At 59.3% G+C, this 15168-nt stretch carries 19 protein-coding genes; 4 read left to right on the top strand and 15 right to left on the bottom strand.

Annotated features, from left to right (window positions below):
- Window positions 1-5 precede the first annotated feature (5 nt).
- Entirely contained in the window at window positions 6-482 is a 477-nt protein-coding gene (locus AC2FLO_RS15420; protein ID WP_496753122.1) for a class I SAM-dependent methyltransferase, read from the top strand.
- Here AC2FLO_RS15420 and AC2FLO_RS15415 read toward each other — a convergent pair whose 3' ends face one another.
- Entirely contained in the window at window positions 483-1625 is a 1143-nt protein-coding gene (locus tag AC2FLO_RS15415; RefSeq protein ID WP_496753123.1) for an alpha-D-ribose 1-methylphosphonate 5-triphosphate diphosphatase, read from the bottom strand.
- Window positions 1626-1677: 52 nt separating this feature from the next.
- Here AC2FLO_RS15415 and AC2FLO_RS15410 point away from each other — a divergent pair, with 52 nt between their 5' ends.
- Window positions 1678-2361 (top strand): DUF1045 domain-containing protein, encoded by a 684-nt coding sequence (locus AC2FLO_RS15410; RefSeq protein WP_496753124.1) that lies wholly within the window; start codon window positions 1678-1680, stop codon window positions 2359-2361.
- On the opposite strand, the gene phnN is transcribed toward AC2FLO_RS15410, so the two are convergent.
- From phnN to phnG, 9 genes are read right to left on the bottom strand one after another with little or no spacing between them, the layout of a single operon-like run.
- Entirely contained in the window at window positions 2343-2891 is a 549-nt protein-coding gene (gene phnN / locus AC2FLO_RS15405; RefSeq protein ID WP_496753125.1) for a phosphonate metabolism protein/1,5-bisphosphokinase (PRPP-forming) PhnN, read from the bottom strand. The genes AC2FLO_RS15410 and phnN overlap by 19 nt on opposite strands.
- A complete protein-coding gene (gene phnL, locus AC2FLO_RS15400; RefSeq protein ID WP_496753126.1) occupies window positions 2888-3571 on the bottom strand; it encodes a phosphonate C-P lyase system protein PhnL in 684 nt (227 codons plus the stop codon). Before phnL ends, phnN begins: the two co-directional genes overlap by 4 nt.
- 22 nt (window positions 3572-3593) lie before the next feature.
- A complete protein-coding gene (gene phnK / locus AC2FLO_RS15395; RefSeq protein WP_480554566.1) occupies window positions 3594-4364 on the bottom strand; it encodes a phosphonate C-P lyase system protein PhnK in 771 nt (256 codons plus the stop codon).
- Window positions 4365-4369: 5 nt separating this feature from the next.
- Window positions 4370-4774, bottom strand: coding sequence for a VOC family protein (locus AC2FLO_RS15390; RefSeq protein ID WP_480554568.1), 405 nt, complete (start codon window positions 4772-4774; stop codon window positions 4370-4372).
- The gene (locus AC2FLO_RS15385; RefSeq protein ID WP_480554569.1) at window positions 4771-5631 is read right to left on the bottom strand and encodes an alpha-D-ribose 1-methylphosphonate 5-phosphate C-P-lyase PhnJ; all 861 of its coding nucleotides are present in this window, start codon (window positions 5629-5631) and stop codon (window positions 4771-4773) included. Before AC2FLO_RS15385 ends, AC2FLO_RS15390 begins: the two co-directional genes overlap by 4 nt.
- 3 nt (window positions 5632-5634) lie before the next feature.
- A complete protein-coding gene (locus tag AC2FLO_RS15380) occupies window positions 5635-6480 on the bottom strand; it encodes an EamA family transporter (RefSeq protein ID WP_496753127.1) in 846 nt (281 codons plus the stop codon).
- Complete coding sequence (locus AC2FLO_RS15375) at window positions 6477-7568, bottom strand: carbon-phosphorus lyase complex subunit (RefSeq protein ID WP_496753128.1); 1092 nt, start codon at window positions 7566-7568, stop codon at window positions 6477-6479. The genes AC2FLO_RS15380 and AC2FLO_RS15375 overlap by 4 nt, the downstream gene beginning before the upstream one ends.
- Window positions 7569-7571: 3 nt before the next feature.
- On the bottom strand, window positions 7572-8147 hold the full coding sequence (gene phnH, locus AC2FLO_RS15370; protein ID WP_496753129.1) for a phosphonate C-P lyase system protein PhnH: 576 nt from the start codon (window positions 8145-8147) through the stop codon (window positions 7572-7574).
- Window positions 8147-8605, bottom strand: a complete 459-nt coding sequence (gene phnG / locus AC2FLO_RS15365; protein ID WP_496753130.1) for a phosphonate C-P lyase system protein PhnG — start codon at window positions 8603-8605, stop codon at window positions 8147-8149. Before phnG ends, phnH begins: the two co-directional genes overlap by 1 nt.
- Window positions 8606-8708: 103 nt before the next feature.
- Here phnG and phnF point away from each other — a divergent pair, with 103 nt between their 5' ends.
- A complete protein-coding gene (gene phnF, locus AC2FLO_RS15360; protein ID WP_496753131.1) occupies window positions 8709-9419 on the top strand; it encodes a phosphonate metabolism transcriptional regulator PhnF in 711 nt (236 codons plus the stop codon).
- A 200-nt stretch (window positions 9420-9619) separates the two neighbouring features.
- Here phnF and phnE (AC2FLO_RS15355) read toward each other — a convergent pair whose 3' ends face one another.
- From phnE (AC2FLO_RS15355) to phnC, 4 genes are all read right to left on the bottom strand, one after another.
- Window positions 9620-10987, bottom strand: coding sequence for a phosphonate ABC transporter, permease protein PhnE (gene phnE, locus AC2FLO_RS15355; RefSeq protein WP_496753132.1), 1368 nt, complete (start codon window positions 10985-10987; stop codon window positions 9620-9622).
- Window positions 10984-11865 carry a phosphonate ABC transporter, permease protein PhnE gene (gene phnE / locus AC2FLO_RS15350; RefSeq protein WP_480622840.1) on the bottom strand — a complete coding sequence of 294 codons (882 nt, stop codon included), beginning with the start codon at window positions 11863-11865 and terminating at the stop codon, window positions 10984-10986. The genes phnE (AC2FLO_RS15355) and phnE (AC2FLO_RS15350) overlap by 4 nt, the downstream gene beginning before the upstream one ends.
- A 66-nt stretch (window positions 11866-11931) precedes the next feature.
- Window positions 11932-12834 (bottom strand): phosphonate ABC transporter substrate-binding protein, encoded by a 903-nt coding sequence (gene phnD, locus AC2FLO_RS15345; RefSeq protein WP_496753133.1) that lies wholly within the window; start codon window positions 12832-12834, stop codon window positions 11932-11934.
- Between the two features lie 67 nt (window positions 12835-12901).
- Entirely contained in the window at window positions 12902-13723 is an 822-nt protein-coding gene (gene phnC, locus AC2FLO_RS15340) for a phosphonate ABC transporter ATP-binding protein (RefSeq protein WP_480507128.1), read from the bottom strand.
- A gap of 165 nt (window positions 13724-13888) precedes the next feature.
- Between phnC and rpe the strand changes: the two genes are divergently transcribed.
- A complete protein-coding gene (gene rpe, locus AC2FLO_RS15335; protein WP_496753134.1) occupies window positions 13889-14578 on the top strand; it encodes a ribulose-phosphate 3-epimerase in 690 nt (229 codons plus the stop codon).
- Window positions 14579-14826: 248 nt separating this feature from the next.
- Here rpe and AC2FLO_RS15330 read toward each other — a convergent pair.
- A partial coding sequence (locus tag AC2FLO_RS15330; RefSeq protein ID WP_496753135.1) for an EF-Tu C-terminal domain-related protein occupies window positions 14827-15168 on the bottom strand: 342 nt, incomplete at its 5' end.

The raw sequence follows: 15168 nt of genomic DNA, 5'->3' as shown, positions 1-15168 counted from the left end.
TCGTCATGAGCCGACTGGATTCCATGCTGCGCCGACTGACGGCCCAACGTGACGGGCTGAACTGGGCAGCCGAACAGATCAGTGACCATAATGGCGACGTGCTGGATATGGGTTTGGGCAATGGTCGCACCTATGACCACCTGAGAGAGATCCTGCCGAACCGCCGGATCTGGGTGATGGATCGTGTGCTGCAATGCCATCCTGACAGCACCCCACCAGCCGAAGATTTCCTGCAAGGCGAAGCTGAACCCATGCTGCGGAAACTGATGGCGGAAGGGCACAAGATCGCGTTGGCGCATTATGATTTTGGACGCGGCATCAAACACGAAGATGTAGCCGAGGCCGCACGCCTCAGCCCGTTGATCGCGCAAGTCATGCAGCCCGGTGGGTTTTTGATTTCCGGTCAGCCCCTTCTCGGCTTCAACCAGATCAAAGGGCCCGAGACGATCGCGCCGGACCGTTACCTATTCTATACGGCCTGATCACGCCACACGGCGACCTCGCGCCCAAACCGAGTTGAGGGCTGGCACACCTGCCCGCATCCGGAAACGGATAACATCGGCGCGGGCATTGGCGCGCAACTCGCCACGATCCTCAAGCCCGGCGGCCTGCGCCGGGGCCAATGTGACGGTCTTCATTCCACGCGCCATATCGCCCCACATTTCGCCCAGCATGACCGCAGACAATAACAAGGCCGACGGCACGTAATCCGAGGACATTACGTCCAGATGCCCAAGCTCGGCCAATTCGCTGGCCGCAACATTACCGGAATGAGAGCCACCGCGAACAACGTTTGGCGCGCCCATCATGACCTTGATACCGTGATCATGACACGCTCGCGCAGCTTCCACCGTTGTGGGGAACTCAGCCAGCCGAATGCCGTGACCTGCCGAGATCTTCACCTGATCTTCGGTCGTATCGTCATGACTGGCAAGCACGGCCCCAAATCGGCGCGCGGCCTTGACGGTTTCGACCTCGTGCACATCACCGTTGCGATCCCGAAGGCTTTTCAGCTGAGCCACATGCTGAAAGAACGTATCATCGTCCATGGCATATTTGCCCTTCAGAAAGGATTCCAGCTTGCCCATGTCGCGAAACTGACGCTGGCCGGGGGTGTGATCCATGATGGACACAAGGCCAACCCTGTCCTCGGGTCCAAACTCGTCCAGTTCTTCGATCAGTGTCTCGGAACACACCTCTGCCCGCAAATGCAGGAAATGGCTGATCTTGAGCGCATCCTGCTCGCGCAGATCCCACAACTCCCGCGACAGGCCGCGGGCATATTTTCCGTACCGTCCTGCACCGGAGGGGATTGAACCAACCCGCATCGCATCGAACACACTTGTAATCCCCACGCTGGCCAGTTCCGCGTCATGGGCCAGAATGGCGGCGGCATGGGGCCAATGCACATTGGGGCGCGGCTGAATATGGCGTTCAAGATTATCCGTGTGCAACTCGACAAGACCGGGGCTGACATAGTCGCCTTCGCAATCTATCGCACCTGCAGGGACTGCACGCCCGGTGTCAATTTCGATGATGGTGTCACCCACAATTCGAACACAGCCGGTGGCGGTTTCATTCGGCAACACAAGCGTGGCATTGGCAAGGATTAAGTCTTCTGTCATCTGAACTTCACGCAATCTGAGGTATTGGAAGGCCACTTAATAGGAGGCCAATGTGACATTCACGCGATACGCGATCTATTTTGCGCCACCCGCCGGGGCGGCCTGGACGAAATTTGCGACCAGTTGGTTGGGCTGGGACATGGCAAAAGGAATGCAGGTCGCGCATCCGATCATGGGTGGCATCGACATTGCCTCCGTCACTGAGGTGCCGCGCAAATACGGGTTGCACGCGACCCTGAAACCGCCGTTCCGGTTGCGCGTTGGCCTGACCTTTGACGCATTGCACCAGGCGTGCATTGCGCTGGCTGCGCGCCAGCAGCCCGTCACTCTCGACGGCCTGGAAATTGCCCGCCTTGGCCGGTTTCTGGCGCTGCGCCCGCTGGGTGAAACGCAGGCGCTGAATGCGCTGGCCGCGGCCTGTGTTCGCGACCTCGACCGGTTTCGCGCACCTGCCACTCAGGCCGAACTGACGCGCCGCCGCACCGCCGGGCTGACCCCCGAACAGGACGACAATCTGATCCAATGGGGCTATCCCTACGTGCTGGACGCGTTTCGATTCCACATCACGCTGAGCGGAAAACTGGACAAACCAACCCTCAGGGCAACCCAAGAAGCACTGCAAACCCATCTGAGCCCTTTGCTGCCACAGCCCTTCCAGATCACTGATCTTGCCCTTGTGGGCGAAGCCGAAGATGGGAGGTTTCACCTGATCCATCGCTACGCGCTTTCCGGTTGAAGACAGCGCAGGATTTCGGCGACCGTGTCTTCCAGCGCGCCGGAATTGTCGACTTCGATGACCCGGTTCAGACCATCCGGCAACTCCGCGTTGGCGCGACACAACCGCCGCGCCTGCTCGTCTGCGCTTTCCCGTCCCCGAGCGGACAGGCGCCGCGCCAAAACTCCGACATCTGCCGTCAGAGAGATCACAATAAGATCTCCAAACACCTTCTGCGCCTGCAAAAGAATCCCACGGGAAAGATTGACCAGAACCGCATTCGCCCCCTGACGCTGTCGCAAAATCTCGGCCGGGATACCGTAGAACAGTCCGTGCGCAGGCCAGCTGAGGGCAAAAGAGCCTGCCTGTTCCATCTGCTGGAATTCTGCAACCGAAACCCGGTCAAAATCCTCGCCTTCTTCGCCTGCGGGGCGGGTGATCACCCTTCGCACCCGCCGGACGCCAGGCACCTGTGCCTCCAACGCTTCCATGACGCTGTCTTTGCCAACGCCCGAGGGGCCAACAATCGCTATGACAGGGGCAAGTGTCATGCCGCCAGTCCCGGCGTGAAGTCAGCGACATTGACTTCGCGGTCACAGACACGCTCACGGGCATCGAAGTCGTGGAATATCCCGACAATCGCCGCGCCACTCCCTTTTGCCTCTTCAATCAGCGACAACACGGTTTCGCGGTTCTGCGTATCCAGGCTCGCCGTCGGTTCGTCCAACAACATCGCCAGGTAGTCATGGGCAAAGCCACGTGCAATGTTCACCCGCTGCTGTTCGCCGCCCGAAAAGGTTGTAGGGCTCAGGGTCCACAAGCGCTCAGGAATGTTCAGCCGCTTCAGCAACCCGGCTGATTTCTCCAGCGCCTCAATTCTGTCGCAACCCACGGCCAGCAAAGGCTCTGCCACAACGTCCAGCGTCGGCACACGCGGCACGACCCGCAGGAATTGACTGACATAGCCCAGCGTTTCCCGGCGGAGGGTCAAGATCTGGCGCGGCTCGGCTTTTGCCACGTCCAGACCTCCAACCAGCACCTGACCAGAGGCCGCCAGGTAGTTGCCATAAATCACGCGCATCAGCGTGGACTTGCCCGCGCCAGACGCCCCGGTCAAAGCAACGCACTCACCCGGTTCAACCCTCAACGACGCGCCTTCCATCACCGGGATAACAGCACCGCCCTGATTGTGTAGGGTAAAGCTTTTGCTCACATTGATCAGTTCAATCATTGCTTCACCTTTTCCCAAATACTCAAACCTGCAGAACGCTGGACACTAGCAGTTGCGTGTAGGCGTGTTGGGGATCATCCAGCACCTGATCGGTCAGCCCGGCCTCAACCACATGACCATCCTTCATCACCATCAACCGGTCGGCCAACAGACGCACCACAGCAAGATCATGGGTCACGATGATCGCGCTCAGCCCCATTTCACGCACCAAGCCGCGCAAGAGGTCCAGTAATCGCGCCTGAACCGAGACATCCAGCCCCCCGGTCGGTTCGTCCATGAACACCAGTCGCGGGCCAGTCACCAGATTACGGGCGATCTGCAAACGTTGCTGCATCCCGCCCGAAAACGCGGTGGGCCGGTCATCAACGCGCGCCGCCTCGATCTCGACCCGGCCCAGCCAGTCAATGGCCTTGTCTCGGATGTCACCATAGTGGCGCTCGCCCACGGCCATCAGCCGTTCACCAATATTGCCTCCGGCACTAACTGACATCCGCAGCCCGTCACGTGCATGCTGATGCACAAAGGCCCAGTCGGTACGGCTCAACATCCGGCGTTCGGGCTCCGACATGGTCACCGTATCCACCGGCCCGTTCGCGCGCGTGTCAAAGATCACCTGCCCCGCATCGGGCACCAGATGACCCGCCAAACAATTCAGCAGGGTCGACTTGCCCGAGCCACTTTCACCCACGATCCCCATCACCTCTCCGGGATAGAGATCAAAGCTTACGTCGGCACATCCGATACGGGCACCATAGGTTTTTCTGATATCCTTTACGCTCAGCAACGGTGTCATGTCACTCACCTGGGATCATAGGAAAATTCGACCCGATTGCCGCCCGGCTCCCGGATCATGAAATGGATCTTTGGACCCGCACCAGAGGGTTCCGGCGGAAACTCAACCACGACAGAAGGCCAGTCCCTGACTGCTTCGAATACAGCATTCAGGGCGCTCTCGTCCGGTACCTTGAAGGCCACGTGATGCAGTCCGACATTTGAATGCCGATCAAAACCACGCAGTTTTTCACCTTTTTGCTGCCAAAGCGTGAGCTTCGCCGCCCCATTGGTCACATAGACCGCGGGATAATCCGGATTGCTGCCGAAAATCTCCCAACCCAGTGCGTCGACAAAAAACAAGCGCGTGGCGTCAAGATCCGAAACCGTCAGGCCAAGGTGGTCAATTCCAAGAACATCTTCCCGTTTCACGCTGCGTCCTCTCCGGCCAAGCGGCCCACATGGCCGGTCGCGCGGCGCGACCGGCAATAATCGGTGTCCGAACAGACAAACATTCGGTTGCCTGCATCATCCATGATAACTTCATCCAGATAGCTGTCCTCGGCCCCGCACAGGTCACAGGGATGATCGGCCTTGGTGGCCTCGAACGGATAATCCTCGAAATCGAGGCTCACGACCCTGGTATGTGGCGGCACTGCGTAGATGCGCTGCTCGCGCCCGGCACCGAACAGCTGGATTGCATCCATTTCAAGCTTCGGGTTGTCGAATTTCGGGATCGGGGACGGGTCCATCACATAGCGGCCAGACACTTTCACCGGATAGGCGTAAGCGGTCGAAATCGCTCCGTGCTGGCTGATATCCTCATATAGCTTCACATGCATCAGCCCATATTCTTCAAGGCTGTGCATCTTGCGTGTCTCGGTCTCACGCGGCTCGAGGAAGCGCAGAGGTTCCGGAATCGGCACTTGATAAACGATGATCTGATCTTCGCGCAGCTTCGCCTCAGGGATGCGGTGGCGGGTCTGGATCACCGTCGCCTTCTCGGTTTCCTCGGTCGTTTCAACACCTGCGGTCTTTTCAAAGAACTTGCGGATCGACACCGCGTTGGTCGTGTCATCCGCACCCTGATCGATGACCTTGAGCGTATCCTCAGGCGTCAGCGTCGCAGCCGAGACCTGCACCCCTCCGGTGCCCCAGCCATAAGGCATCGGCATTTCACGGCTGGCAAAGGGCACCTGATACCCAGGAATAGCGAGGCCCTTCAGGATCGCCCTGCGGATCATCCGTTTGGTTTGCTCGTCCAGATAGGCGAAGTTGTAGTCAGACATGGGTCAGCTCCGGCTCATGCGCAGAAGGATCGCACCCGCAAGGGTCAGCGCGGTTGAGGCGACCTTTTTCAGGTCGAGCCTTTCGTTGAGGAAGGTCACGCCGATGATCAGTGCAAAGATGATCGAACACTCGCGCAAGGCAGTGACCAGCGCGATGGGCGCTTGGGTGAAAGCCCAGACAACCAGAACATAGGCGGTGAATGAGGCCGCGCCGCCAATGACCGCCAACCGCCAAAGGCTGGCTGCCCGCCGCAACAACCCCGGTCGCGCAACCCTCGCCACCAGGGCAAAGCCCAGCGCATTCGCCGCCGTCAGCGTTCCGAAAAAGCCCAGCGCTGTTCCCGCAATGCGCGCGCCTTGCCCGTCGACGATGGAATAGGCGGCGATGAACAACCCGGTGATCAGTGCCAGCCCGGCAGCAGCCATGTTGAAATTGCCATCCGCGCGCCGTACCAGCGCGATCGAGGCGATCCCGACCGAGATCATTGCCATCGCCCATAGCTCGGCCTGGCTGAACGTCACCCCAAAGAACAGCGCCGTACCGAGCGCAACCAAGAGCGGCGAGGCACCGCGTGCGATCGGGTAGACCTGAGTCAGGTCCCCGATCTTGTAGGCCTGAATCAGAAACAGCTGATAGCCCAGATGCAGCCCGATGCCCGCCAGCAGGTATGGCCAGCACGTCCAATCGAGCGGCTGGGCAAACGGCAGAAGCAGAAGGCCGGACAACCCCTGCCCCATCACTACAGCCGTCATCGCGGCGCTTTTGTCCGACCCACCCTTGACCAACGCGTTCCACGTGGCGTGCAGCAGCGCTGCCAGCATTACCACCAGAAAGACGAGCCCGCTCATTCGGCAGCCTCCTTTGACGTGATCCGCGCGTCAGCCTCGCGGCGCAGTTTGCGGACCAATTCAAGCTCGGACTGGAAATCCACGTAATGCGGAAGCTTGATGTGTTCGAGAAAACCGGTCGCCTGAATGTTATCCGCGTGGCTCAGAACAAATTCTTCATCCTGCGCAGGTGCGCCCAGATAGTCTTCGCCCAGTTCCTTCCACCGCAGCGCGCGATCAACCAAGGCCATCGCGATGGCCTTTCGTTCAGACTGACCGAAGACCAGACCATAACCACGCGTGAACTGAGGCGGCTCGGTTTTTGAACCCTTGAACTGGTTCACCGTCTCACACTCGGTCAGTTCGACCTCGCCGATATCGATGGCAAACCCCAACTCGGGGATGTCCATTTCAACCGCAACCTTGCCAATCCGCAATTCACCCACAAACGCGTGGTTGCGCGCGTAACCACGCTGGGTGGAATAGGCCATGCCCAACACGAAACCCTCATCCCCGCGAGTGAGCGATTGCAGGCGCAACGGGCGACTGGCAGGAAATTCCATCGGTTCGCGCGTCAGGTCGCCGGGGGTGTCATCACTTGCCGGTTCGTCCTGGATGAGGCCCTCGTCCTTCAGGAATTCGGTGATATGCGGCGTCGGTTCCTGCCGTGCAGAACCTTCCGGAGCATTCGGGTCATCACCATCCGCGGCCAGTTTGAAATCCAGCAAACGATGCGTATAGTCGAAAGTCGGCCCAAGAACCTGCCCACCGGGCGCATCCTTGAACGTGGCCGAGATCCGGCGGTCGCAGGCCATCTCACCCGTTTCGACCGGATTGGAATAGCCAAAACGCGGCAGCGTGGTGCGATAGGCGCGGATCAGAAAGATCGACTCGATCAGGTCACCCCGCGCCTGCTTTATCGCCAGCGCAGCCAGGTCGGGGTCATAAAGCGAGCCTTCCGCCATGACCCGGTTCACTGCAAGGCTTAACTGTTCGCGGATCTGCGCAAGGCTCAGCTCCGCCACATCGGTCGCGCCCCGGCGTTCTTCGGCCAGCCAGGCATGGGCGTTCTCGATGGCTTTTTCGCCCCCTTTGACAGCAACATACATCGCTTAGATCTCCGACGTGATCTGCGTGCTGCGTGGCAGGGCGGCAACCCTGTCGCCGCAGGTAAAAAAGAAATCGCACCCCAGAGGATAAAGCATCGCATTCCCCTGAAGCGCCGGAATATCCGGCAGAGACAGGCGCGCGGTCTTTTTGATGCCGGGGCCGCTCAGAACGGTACCGCTCTGCTCTAGCCGGTCGCATTCCACTATCAGGGTAGCCGAACGATCCGAGTATTCCGGCGTTCCGATGCGATAGGCGTTAAGCGGCCCCAATGCGTCCCATGTGCCAACGGCAAAATCGGCCTTTGCTGCGGATACGAGCGGGGCGCCCGTGTGAAATGTCAGCCAATTGCGGATTGCGTCGGTATCGGTGCCTCCGGCCAGGTGAACCCTGGTTCCGGGGTCGCACAGCGTCAGCAGCAATGTACCGGCCGCCACGGACAGGGGCGCTGGAGGTTCGCCGCCCGACAGGACACGTATGTCGCCCGGACGTGCCATGACGGTCATCGCAGCGCGGAACGCATGTGCGGCATCGACAGGTGCGTCTTGAAAGCCCCCGGTAAACTGTGTTTGCGCGGCCATCAATCTTCCCCCCGAACCAGCGTGAAAAACTCAACCTTGGTGGCCGCTGCCTTGGCCGCGCGTGTGCTTTTGACCGCCTGCATTTGCTGCTGAAGCGGGTCGAGCAGCCGCGCCTGCACCTCATCTGCTGCCCCGGTCTGCATCATCGCATCAATCAATGCCGCGGCTTCGGCCTTGGGTTTCGATCTACCCTGAACATAACCGTGACCAACCGTTCCATCCTGCAACACCACAGAACAGCGCGTGACCGTCATTTCGCCCAGATTGAACGGTGCTCCGGTGCCGCCGGTGCGACCACGCACCATCACGCTCCCGACCTCGGGGCGGCGCAGCCAGTCAAAGCTCGGGCGGGTCTCAATTACGTCCCACAAGGTCATCAGGGTGTCGTCAGGTGCACGGGCCAGCAAACCCATCCAATCCCTGCGTGCCCCGGTCGCGATTTCTGTCTGATCTGTCATCAAAGCCTCTTGGCCGGGTTGTCTATTTGAACTATACAACTAGACAAATATTAACCTGCGTGTGCGCAACACGCAATCTCCAACTGTGTGAAGATTTGGTGACATGAGCAAAACGCCGATCTGGAAAAGCATTGCCCTGCGCCTGACCTCGGACATTGCCGAAGGGCGGTATCAAACCAGTGACCGCCTGCCGACCGAAGCGCAGCTGGCCGCCAAATACGGTGTCAACCGCCACACAGTGCGGCGCGCGTTGGCTGACATGTCGGAACAAGGTCTGGTTCATGCCCGGCGCGGTGCGGGCGTTTTTGTGGCGGCGCGGCCAACCGACTATCCGATTGGCAAAAGGGTTCGATATCACAAGAACGTCTCGGCCAGCGGCAAGATACCGGGAAAGAAAATCCTGGCCCTGACCACACGCGCGGCGGATGAAGCCGAGGCCGAAGCACTGGGTATGAGCAAAGGGGGCCCGGTGCATGTCTATGACGGGTTATCGCTGGCGGATGGGCAGCCCATAGCCGTTTTTCAAAGTGTCTTCCCGGCAGAACGCTTTCCAAACCTGTTACAGGCGCTGACCGAGACCCAGTCAGTAACAAAAGCCCTGCAACGCTGCGGTATCGCGGATTACACCCGCATCACGACCCGATTGACCGCGCGCGGCGCGACAGCAACGCAAGCCCTTCACCTGCAACTGTCCGAAGGTGCTCCGGTGCTGTTTTCGGTCGGTGTCAACGCGGACCCGGACGGCGCACCCGTCGAATATGGCCGAACCGTCTTTGCTGGTGAGCGTGTCACGCTGACGCTGAACGAAGAGTAAACCACAACCCCTGCCGCTCGACCTCGACCTCCTGCCGGGGGTCTCATCCCGTTGGGCGTGGCGCGAAATCCGGATAAACTGCCTTTGGGCCAGCGTTGTCCCGGCAATCGGATGAACGGTCGTGCAAAAGCTCTGTGACGCTTTTTCAAACGGTTGCGCCGCACTGAACCGTGCCGTTTTCTTGCCACTCCTAACCCGGTTCAGGGCAACAGGAACGGTTTGGGGTCGGGCGTGCGCAGTCTGCGCTTTTTACCCGACTCGCCCTGGATCAGACGACTGCGCAGCCAGCCCGAAAACCAATCCATCAACATCACCATCAGAATGATCAGGATGATGTAGTAGGCGACCTCTTCCCAGTCTTTCTGCGTGATGATTGCCTGCGTCAGCAGCAAACCAATACCGCCCCCCGTGACTGCACCGATCACCGTCGCACTGCGGGTGTTGGATTCGAGAAAGTACAAAAGCTGGCTCAGCAAAACAGGCGTGACCTGAGGGATAACGCCGAACCGATACCGTTGCGGGGCGTTCGCACCCGTGGACTGCACACCTTCGATCTGCTTCTGATCCACGTTTTCCAACGCTTCCGAGAATATCTTGCCGAATGTCCCGGTGTCCGTCACCAGAATGGCAAGCGCACCGGTCAACGGGCCGGGGCCAAAGGCGCGGGCCAGAACCACAGTCCAGATCAACGCGTCTACGCCGCGCACAAAATCGAATACACGCCGTGTCGCAAAGCGGATGGATGTCATCCGGTTGAAATTGCGCGTCGCAAGGAAGGCCAATGGCAGGGCCACAATAGCCGCGCCAAACGTGCCCAGAAATGCCATCAGCATCGTCTCGAAGATGGCCCACGCCACATCCTGATGGTGCCACATCTTGTTGGTCCAGAAATCATTAAAGATCGCACCCGCCTCGCCCGATGTCGCGCGTCCGGCCAGTTCCGGGAAGGACTTGCCAAAATAAGGACTGTCCAGCGTGAACCAGAACAATTCCCACCCAGTGAAATAGCGGAACACCTCGGACCGGTTTCGGGTGACAGTCAAACGACCTGCGTCCGTGGTCACAGACAGCCGGTTTTTAGAGACGTTGATCCACTCCGGAACCTCGCCCTCCGGCAACTCGGCCTGTACACCGGCCGAACGCGTGGGCGTCGCGCGAATGGTGCCATAGCCGGGAATGTCATATTCCACCGTCCGCGCACCGAAACGCACCACATGGCTCTTTTCAAGGTCGATCACGGTCGTCTCGCCCAGTGCCACCCACTCCGGCGCCTGACCCTCAGGGTAAGCGCACTTGCGCTCACCCTCGATGGCGACAGACACTTCACCGGTGCGATTATCCCGCGCGGCATGCGTTTTGTAGCTATAGCTGTCTGCCACCAGCGTCTTGCCATTTGCCCAGTTTGCGCGCCCCACAAGGCCCGACCCGTCAAAAGCAAAGAAGACATAGACCAGATAGACGAAAACCAGAGCAGGCAACCCGAAATTCATCAACCTTTTGCGGTTGAACAAGCGATCTGCTTCGGCTTTCAGGTCATCAACAGTCAAATTGGTTGCGAAAGTGCTCATGCCAAAGCTCCTTTTTCCGAGCCGTGGGTCAGACGGTCGCGAAGGTAGCCAGACAGCTGGTCGACGACCACGATTGTAACGAACAGAAGAATGAAGATGGCCGCGGCTTCGTCATAACGCCCCTGCCCCCAGGACATGGCATTGCGCAGCTCGTAACCCAGACCGCCCGCCCCAACAAATCCAAGAATGGCCGAGGCACGGATATTGATCTCGAACCGCAGCAGCGCGTAGCTGACATAGTTCGGCCCGACCTGCGGGATCACCCCCAGATACATCCGCTGTGACCAGTTGGCACCGACAGAATGCAGCCCTTCCACCGGTTTCAGCGAGGCATTCTCGTTCACTTCGGAAAACAGTTTGCCCAATGCGCCAGCTGTGTGAATCGCAATAGCGATCATCGCGGGAACCGGGCCACCGCCCAGAATGAAGATCAGAACCAACGCAATCACGATCTCGGGAATGGCGCGGCAGATGTCTGATATTCGGCGAAACAGCGGGATAAATGACGGCCACAGCGCCATGCCGCGTGTCGACATCAGGGCGAAAAACGTCCCGACAATTGTGCCAACAAGCGTCGCCGCCGCCGCGATGTTGATTGTCTCGACCAGAGCCGGGAAGAACGAGACCAAATTGGCTGGCATTTCAGCAATCTTTTCCCACGCCTCGGACAGAACCTCTGTGGGGTAGTCAAGAATACGGTGCCAGCCATCGACAAAGCTGCCGGCATTCCGGTTGTCGGCTGTGCGAAACCCTGCTGCCATCAACGACAGGAACAGGATCAGGAGGATGCCGCCATAGACCCGCTTGCGTCGTGTCATCGCTGTATAGTCGTTGCGGATCTGATCGACGGATAAGGACCCTGCGGTAAGGTCTGTCATGGAATGCTCCTGAAGGGAAAACGGGGTCCGGTACATCACCAGACCCCGATCATTGGATATGCAGTTTTAGTTGGACTTCAGCTTGCGCGCTTCGATGATGACCTCGTAGGCCTCATGCTTGATAGGATCAAAGCTCTTGGCTTCACCCGCAGCCACACCATAGAAACATTCGCGGTCTTTTTCATCCAGCGTGTTCCACAATTCGGTAACCTGAGCTTTGACATCCTCGGGCAGAGCCTTGCGCAGTACAACCGGACCTTCCGGGATCGGTGCCGATTTCCAGATCTCGACCAGATCGTTCATGTCGACCAGACCAGCATCCACAGCGCGGCGCAGCGCGCCCGACTGATAGCCGTCTTCCCACTCGCCGAGACCATCAGCCCAGGTCACACCGCCATCAACGTCACCGTTGTGCACCGCAACGATGGTCTGCTCGTGACCGCCCGTGAATTTCACCTCAGCAAAATAGTCACCCGATTCCATGGTTGCTCCGGTGACCTGGGGAATCTCGATCGACGGGATCAGATAACCCGAGGTCGAATTCGGGTCGCCAAAACCAAAAACCTTTCCCTTCATGTCCTCAAGCGAGGTGATGCCGCTGTCCTTGCGTGCAAATCCAACCGAGTAATAGCCGTAGCCGCCATCGGTGTTCACCTTGACCAGTACCGGCTCAACCGCTTCGGGGTCGCTCAGATAGGTTTTGGCATAGCCCGACGCACCCAGCCAGGCGACATCAATCGTGCCGCCCAGCAGCCCCTGAATCACTCCGTTATAGTCGGCAGGGGCAAAAAGTTTGGTCGGAACACCCAACAGTTCCTCGGTGTATTCGCGCAGACACTCGTTTTTGCTCATCCGGTCCTGAGCGTTCTCTCCACCCAGAATGCCGATACGAAACTCGCTGATTTCTTCAGCCATGACCGGTGCGGCCAGTGTTGTGGTTGCGACCAAGGCAGCAATCAGTTTTTTCATCTGTCTCTCTCCAGTTTGATAACCCCGGCCTCTCATCGGGCCGGGCGATGAAAGGGGTTGGGACGGCTCAGATGGTTGCCTCTGCTTCCATCAGCGCCTTTTGCGTGGCATCAAGCGTTTCGATTTCCGTTGATGTCGCTTCTTCCGAAAAGCTGGCATCGGCACCATAGATCTCGCGGGCAACGCCCGTGGTCAGTTGCTCGGGCAGCCCATCGAACACGATGCGCCCGTCGCGCATCCCAACCACGCGGTCGCAATAGCGACGTGCTGTGTCCAGTGTGTGCAGGTTGGCGATGACAGTGCGGCCATCTTCTTCGTGGATGCGGCGCAGCGCCTGCATCACCACCTGTGCGTTCATCGGGTCCAGCGAGGCAATTGGTTCATCCGCCAGAATAATCCTCGGGTCCTGCATCAGAGCCCGCGCAATCGCCACGCGCTGTTGCTGGCCGCCCGACAAGGCCTCGGCCCGTTTCGGAGCGTGTTCCGCAATCCCCAACCGGTCCAGGATGTCGATGGCACGGTGAATTTCATCCATCGGGAACAGGTTGAACATAGCGGCCAGCGTCGAATGACGGTTGAGCGTGCCATGCAGCACGTTCGAAACCACATCCATGCGCGGCACCAGGTTGAACTGTTGGAAAATCATCGCACAATCGGCCTGCCAGGCGCGTTTGTCACGGCCTTTCAGTTGGGTGATGTCCCGGCCTTCAAACAGGATTTCGCCTTCGCTGGCATCCGTCAGGCGGTTAATCATCCGCAGCAGGGTGGACTTGCCCGCGCCCGACCGTCCGATGATCCCGATCATGCATGGCTTGTCCACATCCAGCGTCGCGGCATTCACGGCAACATTGTCACCAAAGCGTTTGGTCAGTTTCTTGATACGCAGCACGTGCCACCCCCAATTCATGTTGGCGGACTGCTACAGATGCCGTTCAACGGATATGTGTCAGCGTAGTGAAAGTTTTGTAACGGCACGACACGTGCGGGGGGGGTATCCATCGCCCCGCCTCACGGGTATACGCATCCGCGACTCTTCAGCTGATACGAGGCCAATATGAGCTTTGACCGCACCATCAAGATCGCGCCGTCCATTCTGTCCGCCGACTTTGCCAATTTCGGGCAAGAAATTCAGGCCATCGAAGCGCAGGGCGCGGATTGGGTCCATGTTGACGTAATGGATGGCCATTTCGTTCCGAACCTGACCTTTGGCCCGCCAGCCGTCAAAGCGTTCCGCCCGCATGTAAAGACGGTCATGGACGTGCACCTGATGATCACGCCGGTCGATCCATACATCCAGGCCTACGCTGATGCAGGTGCCGACATTCTGACCGCGCATGTCGAGGCGGGGGCCCACACCCATCGCACGCTGCAGGCGATCCGCGCCGCGGGCATGAAGGCAGGCGTGGCCCTGAACCCGGGCACCCCGGCTGAGGCGGTCGAACATCTGCTGGACCTCACCGATCTGGTCTGCGTCATGACCGTGAACCCCGGCTTTGGCGGCCAGAAGTTCATCGACATGACTGGCAAGATCCGCAAATTGCGCCAGATGATCGGTGACCGCTCCGTGCATATCGAGATCGACGGCGGTGTTGATCCCCAGACAGCGCCCCTTGTTGCCGCAGCGGGGGCTGATGTGCTGGTGGCCGGGTCTGCCGTGTTCAAAGGCGGATCAGTGGATCGGCCCGAGGTTTACGGTGAGAATATTCGGGCCGTACGGGCCGCAGCTGAAGGCGGGTTGGGCTAAGCCGTCCGCTCTCGACAGCGTAGTTTGCTTTATCCGCAAGACTGAATTTCGTTGAACTTATCGGGCGGGACACACCCCGCCTTGATGTTCTTGTTGCGGCCTTCATTTGGATCACAGACGTGCCGGGCTGAAGCCCGGCCTACGGGTAGGTCGACAGTCTTCGATACAAGTACAAAGAAAAAGGCCGCCCCCTGGGGAGCGGCCTTTGTTTGTTCACCGATGTGCCGGGCTGAAGCCCGGCCTACGGATTATTCTACGATCTTCGACACGACGCCGGCGCCGACGGTGCGGCCGCCTTCGCGGATCGCGAAACGCAGGCCGTTTTCCATCGCGATCGGGGCGATCAGCTCAACGCCGAACGACACGTTGTCGCCGGGCATGACCATCTCGGTGCCTTCGGCCAGGGTCACGGTTCCGGTCACGTCAGTGGTCCGGAAGTAGAACTGCGGACGGTAGTTCGCGAAGAACGGGGTGTGACGGCCGCCTTCTTCCTTGGTCAGGATGTAGGCTTCCGCTTCGAACTTGGTGTGCGGTGTCACCGAACCCGGCTTACACAGAACCTGGCCACGCTCAACGCCGTCACGGTCCAC

This window comes from Ruegeria sp. TASC047 (assembly GCF_059612445.1).
This window is presented reverse-complemented; position numbering and strand designations above follow the sequence as displayed.

Excerpts from the sequence above, each read along its gene's own strand:
- AC2FLO_RS15420 (WP_496753122.1), top strand. The coding sequence starts at position 6 with ATGAGCCGACTGGATTCCATGCTGCGCCGACTGACGGCCCAACGTGAC.
- AC2FLO_RS15415 (WP_496753123.1), bottom strand. The coding sequence starts at position 1,625 with ATGACAGAAGACTTAATCCTTGCCAATGCCACGCTTGTGTTGCCGAAT.
- phnN (WP_496753125.1), bottom strand. The coding sequence starts at position 2,891 with ATGACACTTGCCCCTGTCATAGCGATTGTTGGCCCCTCGGGCGTTGGC.
- phnL (WP_496753126.1), bottom strand. The coding sequence starts at position 3,571 with ATGATTGAACTGATCAATGTGAGCAAAAGCTTTACCCTACACAATCAG.
- phnK (WP_480554566.1), bottom strand. The coding sequence starts at position 4,364 with ATGACACCGTTGCTGAGCGTAAAGGATATCAGAAAAACCTATGGTGCC.
- AC2FLO_RS15385 (WP_480554569.1), bottom strand. The coding sequence starts at position 5,631 with ATGTCTGACTACAACTTCGCCTATCTGGACGAGCAAACCAAACGGATG.
- AC2FLO_RS15380 (WP_496753127.1), bottom strand. The coding sequence starts at position 6,480 with ATGAGCGGGCTCGTCTTTCTGGTGGTAATGCTGGCAGCGCTGCTGCAC.
- AC2FLO_RS15375 (WP_496753128.1), bottom strand. The coding sequence starts at position 7,568 with ATGTATGTTGCTGTCAAAGGGGGCGAAAAAGCCATCGAGAACGCCCAT.
- phnH (WP_496753129.1), bottom strand. The coding sequence starts at position 8,147 with ATGGCCGCGCAAACACAGTTTACCGGGGGCTTTCAAGACGCACCTGTC.
- phnG (WP_496753130.1), bottom strand. The coding sequence starts at position 8,605 with ATGACAGATCAGACAGAAATCGCGACCGGGGCACGCAGGGATTGGATG.
- phnF (WP_496753131.1), top strand. The coding sequence starts at position 8,709 with ATGAGCAAAACGCCGATCTGGAAAAGCATTGCCCTGCGCCTGACCTCG.
- phnE (WP_496753132.1), bottom strand. The coding sequence starts at position 10,987 with ATGAGCACTTTCGCAACCAATTTGACTGTTGATGACCTGAAAGCCGAA.
- phnE (WP_480622840.1), bottom strand. The coding sequence starts at position 11,865 with ATGACAGACCTTACCGCAGGGTCCTTATCCGTCGATCAGATCCGCAAC.
- phnD (WP_496753133.1), bottom strand. The coding sequence starts at position 12,834 with ATGAAAAAACTGATTGCTGCCTTGGTCGCAACCACAACACTGGCCGCA.
- rpe (WP_496753134.1), top strand. The coding sequence starts at position 13,889 with ATGAGCTTTGACCGCACCATCAAGATCGCGCCGTCCATTCTGTCCGCC.